This window comes from Methanobrevibacter sp., assembly GCF_045126245.1.
In the GTDB taxonomy this organism is placed as follows: Archaea; Methanobacteriota; Methanobacteria; order Methanobacteriales; family Methanobacteriaceae; genus Methanocatella.
In genome coordinates this window covers 1-9470 of the sequence record NZ_JBGVOG010000049.1, presented here as the reverse complement: position 1 = coordinate 9470, position 9470 = coordinate 1, and the positions used below count along the sequence as shown (strand labels likewise).

The 9470-nt window shown below is 37.1% G+C and carries 8 protein-coding genes and 1 pseudogene; 3 read left to right on the top strand and 6 right to left on the bottom strand.

Features of this window, described 5'->3' with window-relative positions; all coding sequences use genetic code 11:
* Positions 1-95, bottom strand: a pseudogene (locus tag ACJMLZ_RS03850) (co-chaperone GroES); the annotation flags it as partial.
* Between the two features lie 107 nt (positions 96-202).
* On the opposite strand from ACJMLZ_RS03850, the gene msrA reads away from it, so the two are divergent.
* Together msrA and ACJMLZ_RS03840 are read left to right on the top strand one after the other, a co-directional pair.
* Positions 203-1090: a peptide-methionine (S)-S-oxide reductase MsrA gene (gene msrA, locus ACJMLZ_RS03845; RefSeq protein ID WP_405304037.1), complete on the top strand. Its 888-nt coding sequence runs from the start codon at positions 203-205 to the stop codon at positions 1088-1090.
* A 5-nt stretch (positions 1091-1095) separates the two neighbouring features.
* On the top strand, positions 1096-1491 hold the full coding sequence (locus ACJMLZ_RS03840; protein WP_405304036.1) for a hypothetical protein: 396 nt from the start codon (positions 1096-1098) through the stop codon (positions 1489-1491).
* Here ACJMLZ_RS03840 and ACJMLZ_RS03835 read toward each other — a convergent pair.
* Entirely contained in the window at positions 1478-2461 is a 984-nt protein-coding gene (locus ACJMLZ_RS03835; protein WP_405304035.1) for an Mrp/NBP35 family ATP-binding protein, read from the bottom strand. The two genes, ACJMLZ_RS03840 and ACJMLZ_RS03835, sit on opposite strands and share 14 nt — an antisense overlap.
* 21 nt (positions 2462-2482) lie before the next feature.
* Positions 2483-3814 (bottom strand): FAD-dependent oxidoreductase, encoded by a 1332-nt coding sequence (locus ACJMLZ_RS03830; RefSeq protein WP_405304034.1) that lies wholly within the window; start codon positions 3812-3814, stop codon positions 2483-2485.
* A 90-nt stretch (positions 3815-3904) separates the two neighbouring features.
* Between ACJMLZ_RS03830 and ACJMLZ_RS03825 the strand changes: the two genes are divergently transcribed.
* Positions 3905-4537 carry a CatA-like O-acetyltransferase gene (locus tag ACJMLZ_RS03825; protein WP_405304033.1) on the top strand — a complete coding sequence of 211 codons (633 nt, stop codon included), beginning with the start codon at positions 3905-3907 and terminating at the stop codon, positions 4535-4537.
* A gap of 52 nt (positions 4538-4589) precedes the next feature.
* Here the strand turns inward: ACJMLZ_RS03825 and ACJMLZ_RS03820 are convergent, their stop codons facing one another.
* The 3 genes from ACJMLZ_RS03820 to npdG all read right to left on the bottom strand — a co-directional run.
* Entirely contained in the window at positions 4590-8273 is a 3684-nt protein-coding gene (locus ACJMLZ_RS03820; RefSeq protein ID WP_405304032.1) for a C1 family peptidase, read from the bottom strand.
* A gap of 180 nt (positions 8274-8453) precedes the next feature.
* Positions 8454-8942 (bottom strand): hypothetical protein, encoded by a 489-nt coding sequence (locus ACJMLZ_RS03815; protein ID WP_405304031.1) that lies wholly within the window; start codon positions 8940-8942, stop codon positions 8454-8456.
* Between the two features lie 11 nt (positions 8943-8953).
* Positions 8954-9470, bottom strand: a 517-nt coding sequence (gene npdG / locus ACJMLZ_RS03810) for an NADPH-dependent F420 reductase (RefSeq protein WP_405304030.1), incomplete at its 5' end; no start/stop codon positions are given.

The window sequence follows — 9470 nt, the reverse complement described above, 5'->3', positions numbered from 1 at the left end:
TTAGCAGTACCGGTCAGGATGATGCCGCCCTTGGTGGTCTCTTCGGCTTCCACCATTTTCAGGATAACGCGGTCTGCCAGCGGGGTGAGTTTCATAGTAGGGATCCTCCTTATATTTTTCATTATAAAAAAGCTTTATGATGGAAATTCGTTTTCCATTCTATTTAAAAAATTTAAATAATGATAAAAAAGAATTATTAAACATGTACACTAAACAGCAAGTCATTTACCTGGCTGGAGGGTGCTTCTGGGGTGTTGAAGCATTCATTTCAAGATTGAAAGGAGTTAATCAAACTGAAGTTGGATATGCTAACGGACACGATTTGGCTCCAAGTTATGAAAAGGTCTGCAAAGGCAAAACCGGACATGCAGAATGCGTTAAGGTAACATACAACCCCAAAATCATTAGCTTAAATGAGATTTTAGACAATTACTATAAAATCATCGATCCATATACAAAAAATCGCCAGGGCCCAGATATCGGAACACAGTACAGGACAGGCGTATACTGGAATGAAGACTCGCAAAAAGAATGCGTATTGAAATTTTTTGCCCATAAGCAGAATTTGAGCGAGAAAAAACTAGTTGTCGAAGTCGGACCTATACACTCATTTTATCCTGCCGAGGACTATCACCAGAAGTATCTTGAAAGAAATCCGCAGGGCTATTGTCATGTTGATTTAAATTTAATAAACGATGAAGAATTCGACCACTTGACCAAACAAGAGTATGAAATAACACAGCTTTCTATGACAGAACAACCATATAGTGGAAAATACGATAACTTTTTTGAAGATGGTGTGTATGTAGACGTTGTAAACGGTGAAGTTTTGTTTTCTTCAGATGACAAATTCGACTCGGGATGCGGCTGGCCTGCATTTTCAAAGCCGATTTCAGAAGATGCCGTCACATACAACAGGGATTTTTCACACGGCTCGACAAGGGTTGAAGTCAGAAGCGCCAAAGCCAATTCCCACTTGGGCCATGTTTTCAATGACGGTCCCGGAGGGTCCAAAAGATATTGCATCAACTCAGCAGCATTGAAATTCATACCAAAAGATGAATATATTAACAATGAAAACAAGAGTTAGATACAATGAAATTGGAAGAAATAAAACATCCCGAGCTAAAGAATCATATCAACATGATTTACATGCACAGTGAAAATCAAAACCAGGAAGCTATCGAAAGAACCGAACAGGAGATAAGGGAATATATCTCAGACAATGAATTTATAATATCCACTGAAAATAATGAACCCGTTAAAATTCCTTATGGAAATGACGGCAAATATATCGTCCCGATTTTTACTGATGCGCTGGAATATAAAAACGGGATGCAGTACTTCTCATTGAACGTGATGGACGAAAATAAGGACTACATCATTGAAAAATTAGATTATTTCAAAAAATTAAAAGATGATCCTAATTTCTTAGGATACATTGTTAATATTGCAAGAGTAAGTTATATCATCAACATTACTCTTCTTTAGCAAATTTCTCTTGAATTTCCAAAACAATTTCCTTAAATCTTTTGGAAACCTCATCATCAGGATTGAGTACTGAAATGACTGCATCCTTGTTAGGAGATTCTGAAACTTGTTCTTCTATAGGCAAATCACCTAAATATTCAATCTCCATTTCTTCAGCAAAAGCTTCTCCATTACCTTTACCAAATATATGAAGCTTTTCTCCACAATGAGGACACATATAATAAGCCATATTTTCAATAAGACCAATTTGCTTGATGTTCATCATTCCAACCATTTTGACACATTTCAAAACATCCTCTTGTGATACGACATTTGGGGTGGTTACCATAATTACCGCATCAGCATCAGGAATGGTCTGCAATACTGTCAGTGGTTCATCACCGGTTCCAGGAGGGTTATCAATGATTAAATAGTCAAGTTCTCCCCAATTGACATCTGAAATCAGCTGTTTTATAGCACCTGTTTTTTGAGGTCCCCTCCAGATGATAGGAGTATCAATACTTTCCAAAAGGAAAGCCATTGACATTACCTTTAATCCGCTAGGCAATGTTACCGGAAACATTGAATATTTGTATTCTTCCTGTTTTGCTTTGATGTATTCTGCCTTTTCCTCATCATTTGCAAATGTTTCCCTAGCCAGTCCCGCTTCAGTAATTTCCTTGAATACTTCAAACTGGTGGTTGCTGAATGCTTCGCCGTACAATTCGATGCCTAACATTTTAGGGATGTTAGGTCCGTGAATATCAGCATCCAAAATACCTGTTTTATAACCAAGTTTTTGAAAAGTTTCAGCAATATTAGCTGCTACGGTAGATTTTCCAACTCCTCCTTTTCCACTCATAACAACTATCTTATGTTTGATTTTGCCTAAATTTTTGGCTAGTCTTAATTCTTGTGCTATCATTTCTCTTTGTTGTTCGGGAGTCATCTGACCCCCGTGACCGTGATGTCCGTGACCATGTTCAGGCATTTGTATCATCTCCAAAATTGTTTAGTTAAATTTTTTACTTACCTCTTCAACGGCAAGGATTAATGGATCTGTAACCATTGATACCGGCGGCGCATAAGCAAATTCCATATTGCTTAAATCAAAGCAGGTCAAACCTTCGGTAATAGCTAATGTCATTGTATCAATTCTTTCAGCCACCCTTTCCTCAGCTATGATTTGACAGCCTATAATAGTTCCATTACCGTCACAAATAACTTTAATGTCCATCGGTTTTGCATTAGGATAATAGCGCGCTCTTGTAAGTGCTTGTACCTTCTGTACAACAGGCCTGATTCTATTCTGTTGAGCAAAACCAGTAGTATAGCCTACTGCACCAAATTCCAATTTACCAACTTTTGAAACCATTGAATTTAAAACAGGGTTGAATCTGGATTTTTTACCGCAGATTGTACGGGCTAATGTTTTTGATTCCCTGACTGCTGTAGTACCTAACTGTGAAATTGTGTTGGAACCTAAAATCAAGTCTTTTGATTCAACGCAGTCTCCGACAGCATATACGTCTTCCACTGAAGTTTCCATCCTGTCATTTACAAGAATCGCCCATCTTCCGATTTCACAACCGGCCATCTTAGCAAGATCCAATTCCGCCCTAACACCAGTTGCCATGATTACCATATCAGCATCATAAATGTCCTCATCACCGAAGCAAGCCTTTTCTACCTTTCCGTCACCGATTAATTTAGTGATTGGTTTTCCTAAAACGACTTTAATGCCTTCCATTTCCAGATATTCAACTAAAATGTCAGACATGTCCTTATCAAGAGACCTTGGAACAATTTGGGGTAACATTTCACTTAGTATAACTTCCAAACCTTGCTGTTTAAGGGCGTAGGCAATTTCAATACCAATTAAACCTGCGCCGGTTACTATAGCGCTTTTGGCTTCCTTCATTGCTTCCTGGACTCTAATACCATCATCAATATTGCGTATTCTAAATACTCCCTTAAGGTCCACACCTTCCATAGGAGGGACAAACGGATTGCCTCCTGTTGCTAAAACCAATTTGTCATAGTCCATGACAATTTCCTTACCTGCCCTTTCATAAGTAACTGTCTTTTTGGCTGAATCAACTGCAGTCACTTCCACTTCAGTGATAACATCAATGTCCTTTTTCTTATAATCTTCAGGAGTTCTCATAATGATGTCATCAAAAGATCCAATCTTACCGGACAGCACATAAGGAATGGCGCATGGAGAATATGCAACCTTATTATCTCTTGTGAGAACTGTAATTTCTATGTCTTTATCAAGTTTACGAATATTGGAAGCTGTAGATATACCTCCAGCTCCACCACCTACAATTACTACTTTCATTATAACAAAACCGTCTATGATTTATAACACTTATATTTATTATTAAATACATATAAAAAACTAACTATTTAATAGGATTTAGGTTAAAAAATGCGAGAAATTGAATTTAATTTAGATGAAAATCCATTTACTGATATCCTATCTTCCAGATACTCGATGTCAGCAAGAATAAACGTTAAGAAATTATGGGATTTTACACATGAAAATGACAAATCCTTTTTTGTTATGAGCCTAGGATGTTTAATGAATGCTGTGAATGGTATTGACCAACTTAAAAGAAGAATAATTGCCGGCAAGGCCGTGGAATTTGACTATCTTGAAGGGACTTGCCCAATAATGGATGAAAATAATGAGTCATATCATGAAATGCGTGTTGAAACGCCTCAAAACTTCACTGACATATTCGAATGGCATGACTATGTCAAAAACCTGTCATCTGAAATATTAAATGGTGAAAAGGAAGGGTTTAACCTGGACATGCATTCACGAGACTTTGAAAACATAGCTAACTTTTCATGCATCCCCTGGGTTGACTTTGACACATTGACCACATGTGTCGTTGGTCCAAATCAAATCCAGCCATTGGTAACTTGGGGTAAAGTAAACAAGGATTGTGAAATGAGTGTAGCCATTACCGTGAATCATATCTTTGTCAATGGCCGAGAACTCGGATACTTTTTTGAAAATGCCCAAAAGGAATTTGACAGTACCTTATTTGGATAAATATAAAAAAAATAAAAAAAGTAAGGAGAATTGAATCTCCTTTTTATTTTCTCTAACAGTCATATGTTGTTCTTACAAGAGTTATTGTCTCGCTGGTTCCTGAATATTTTGTGTTTCCGGAATATGAGCTGGTAACAGTGTATACATCAGGAGTTAAATCCGCAACGGACAGTCTTGCTTGACCGTTAGCATCTGTTTTTATAATATTTTTAACATTGTTTATAGTAATGCCTGCAGTACCGCCTTTGACGACCTTACCTGTAGCGCTGTTAATTAAAGTAGCCACAATTTCATCAGTTTGATTATCATAAACCGCTGAAATGTATGTTGCTGTCCTGTTAGCTGCGCCGAATACTGCCCTGACAGATCCGAAATATTTGGTATTTCCGGCATATGAAACGGATACTTTAAATGTTGTCAAGTCCACACCCTCAAGAGAGAGTTTAGCTATACCGTTAGCATCTGTCTTTACGAGAGTCTTGACCTTGTTGATGACAAAACCGACTGTACCTCCTTTAACGCCTTGACCTGTATAGTCATTGACTAAGGTAGCAACTATCTCGTTGGTTTCGCTGTCATAATATGCTTCAATGTGGGTAGTGATTTTATTTACAACAACATCGAATGTTCCTCTTCCGGCGTTATACTTGGAGTTGCCGTTGTAGGAAACGACTACCTCATACGCATTGGCGGGCAATCCTGAAACTATGACTTTGGCCTGACCGCTCTTATCGGTTTTGACCTTATATGATTTGCCGTTTACCTTAAATACTACAGTAGCTCCTTTAACAGCCTTACCCGTAGCGTTATTGACTAGAACAGCGGATAATTCAACATCACCATACTCCGCAAAGATGTCTTCAGCGACAAATTGAGTGTCCGCTTTAACAGTGAAGTCGATGCTTGTCTCTGAAGGATTATATATGGTGTTGCCATTGTAAGATATATTGGCTGTGTAGGTACCCGGAGCCAATTCCCCTGCGGAAATTTTTGCCTGACCTGCAGAGTTGGTCTTAACAGTGTAGTTTTCACCGTCAACATCAAATATTACATCCACATTTCCGATTACATCACCCTCATCATTGGTCAAAGTGGCAACCAGGATATCTTTCGCTTCGTAATATACTGCAATGAGTGCAGTGTCCTGCGGAGACTCGATTTCATCAACTGTGTAAACTTTTATTGGGAATACCGTATCATCTGATGCGTTGACCCAATTTCCATCTTCTACATATTGTGATGATCCTCTTATGTAATGTTGTCTTGAATCACTGATAAATGGAACTGCATCCGAGGTGATTTTAACTGCGAATACATCCCCTTCCATAATAGGAATGTATGAATCCAATTGAATTGTATGGAATCCGAAAAATGGGGAAACACCGCTCTGATTGAGTTTCAAAACATCATTGACATAAATTTCAACACAATATTCCTCATCAGGACTGTCGAAGTAAGTTCCGACACCTGCAATATAATCATCTTCTACGGCTACAAATATGTCTGCATATTCCTTTAAAGAACTATTAAAACCAAGTGAACCTCCAAAGTCATATTGGTAATTTTTAGTGTATTCAACAGTGTTCTCAAGTACGAATCCCATAGAGATTAAAGTAGTTGCAAAAGTCCGGTCATAATATGAGATATAGTAATACCCATTATCTCCGGCACTTTCACCCCAACTGTTTTTAAATATCCATGCCCCGTCACCAGGAGGTGTGATTAAAAAGTTTTTTGCAGAATATGAATCGTCCCAACCAACTAATGTGACAGCATGATTTGGATCTAATGACTCATTGCAGTATTGTGATGCAGTTTTCGCATTATAATAAGGAGCCTCTTGTGCAGCAGAATATGTAACAGCCAAAGCACCGTATTTTAAAAGAGCCTCTTTTAAAGGATTATTGTCAGTTGCATTTTTACGTAAAGGTATGAAAACGACATCCTGGAAATGGATGCTGTCTTCAACTGCAATTATCGGAGAAGTTTTGCCCAGTTGGTCATAGGCATCATAATCAGATGAAAAGACACCAAACCAGCTTAAAGCATAAGCGCCACCTACCAGAACGGGTGCACCTTCCACCATGTTTTTTCTGCCGTACTTGTAGTATTGCAGTGAAACATCCTGCATGTTATTTTCAGAAACGTCGATTTCAAGTCCCAAGTATCTCAAAACTGCTGATTCGATAGCTCCTGCTGTTCCGAATGCCCAACATGCCCCCATGTCTCCTTGGTCTCTGACAGGTGTAACCCATCCCCAATCACGCAAGTCAAATTTTGAAGGAAGTGAAGTCACGTCGATTGTATTATTGATTAAATTCAATTTCATTCCAGTAGCGTTGATTATTGTTTCATAGCTTGTATTGTTCAAGCTTACAGAACCTTTTCCGCTATAGGTATTATCTTCTAAAAAAGCAGTTTCCATATCAAATTCTGTGAAAATATCATCATAACTGCCGTTTGAATTGAAATTATTGTTAAAAGTACTGTTTACAATATAATAATTAGAATCATACATGTATACTGCAGCACCTAATTTTGCATAACTATTTGTTAATGTAGAATCTATAAAATTAAAGCCTCCCATATCACAAAATATTGTACCACCATAAGTGCTTCTGTCATCGCCATCATACTGTGCCCAGTTTTCATCAAATACTGAATTAATAAGACGAAGCACTGCATAAGAAGAATAGATTGCACCTCCGTCAAATAGTGCTGAGTTATTTGTGAAATTACAGTTATCGACTGTAAGGCGACTGCCATATTGCATTATGGCTCCACCAAACTCAGAATAGGAATTGACAAACTTGGAATTATAAATCACCATTCTTTTAATATAAGCCGGGTCATAAATATCTGCAAGTATCGCTCCACCATTCTTCTTAGAAGTGACATTTATAAATGTACAGTTATTAATAAAACAGTCATCCGCCTTTTTTACTGCAATAGCCCCTGCACTAAAATCGGCATGCAGGTTAATGAATTTGGAATTTTCAATTCTTGCTTCTTTACTGCTTTTAATTGCGGTGGAATAGTTTGAAGTGGTGTTTGCAAATGTTGAGTTTAAAACAGTTATTGAAGAATTTTGATAGTCATAAATAAAACCCCAGGATAACACTTTAGAGCTCATCATCAATGCATTAACAATGATTGCATTGGAATTGTATAGGGATATGACTCCCATATCAGTTGTTGTCGAATCCAAGAATTTATCATCATTACTGACATAAGTCCCCCTTGCAAGAACTATACCATAATTTGCTGTATTGTTCACAAAAGTCACATTGTTTGTTGATACCTCACAATCGGCCATAATGTTTAAAACACTACCCACTTCAGAGTTAGCGTTTACAAAAGTCAGATTATTTATAACTACATTAGTTCCCTTAATGGTAAATATTCCGGATTGGTTATTTCCATCGATTGTATAACCGTTACCATTGATAACGAAATTACTCCTTGTAATGACAACTGAATCAGCTTTATCGGTTTCATCATCGAATATGTAATCCCTTTCAACCTCAAAAACATCTCCGGAATTACGAATATCATTCATCAAATCCGTGAAGGAACCAACATCATCAGTTGCATAAACCTTTTTCTCCCCTATTTCAAAAGTGCCGTTATCCACATCAAGAACACCGTCTTCACAAATAGTGTCAGATGCACTAACCGCACCGATAGATAAAATAGTTAAGATTAAACTAATCATTAAAATTAACTTATAATTCATTATTATCACTATATTAAACGTTTAATCTTGATGATATATAATCATTTCAAAGTTATACAATTATGCCCAAAACATCTTTATTTAACAGACTTTTAAAAAAAAACAGATAGTTTAATTGAAATTTTTATCAGTTAAGTAATTAAATATTATTAAATTCTACTCATTTTAATAAAAAAAAAGTTAATATTCACTGCAGTAGCTGATTTCATTTATTATCTTTTGCAGGTATTTTTTCTTTAAAACAAGTTCGCGCTTATTTGCCAATTTATCACTGTTCGGCTGCATGACCATTTCAGACAACCTTGAAGCTCCAAGATACCTTGTATCCCCTTCCCTCAACCTATGGGCTTCACCATTGTCAATGGCTTTTTTTATATGATAATAATCCTTAAAAAGAATGTCAAAATCATTGCTTAGGTAATAAATTTCCAAATCGGTGATGATTCCATCCTCATCAAACCATATTATAAAAATAGCCTCCTTTTTAAACAATTCGGAAAATGAAATAAGGTCAAAATAATCCAAATCCGCTAGTTTGAACTTTGATGATGGGTACTTGCGACCGCAATGTTTTGTAAAATAGCCTAATGGCGCTAAAATAAAATCAGAGGATACATCTAAATCAACTTCATTGATATTTTTACCAATCAGATATTTAAATGAATCCATATTATCTAAATTTAGTCTTTGTCGAGTGCTGGAATACCAGTTATTCTTAATCCACCATAGTGGGATTTGTATTTGATGTTCAATCCGATTAATAGTGGTGTGATTTTTTCGATGATTCTTGCTTTTTCAAGAATTCCTGTATCGATTGTTTTGATTCCTGGTATTTTGTCGATTATTTCTGCAGCGATTTCTTTGGCTTCCTTGTCATCACCTGCAATCAAACAGTCACAGTCGATTTCTTCTGGAATGTTTGCAAGGTGTGAGTTTGAAATGTTACAGAATGCACAGATTACCTTTGCACCTGTTCCTTCCAGAATGGATGCGGTCCTTTCAGCGGCAGATCCTTCCATGAGGTCGATGAACCTGAACGGCTTTCCGCCGATTGCAGTTTCCAAAGGCACGGTTGCATCCATGACAATCTTATCCTTACAGAATTCCTTGATTCCTTCAACGGTTGGCTTTTGAGCAGCCAAAGGTACGGTGATTATTAATACATCTCCTTCACGAGCCGCATCTTCATTCGCCATT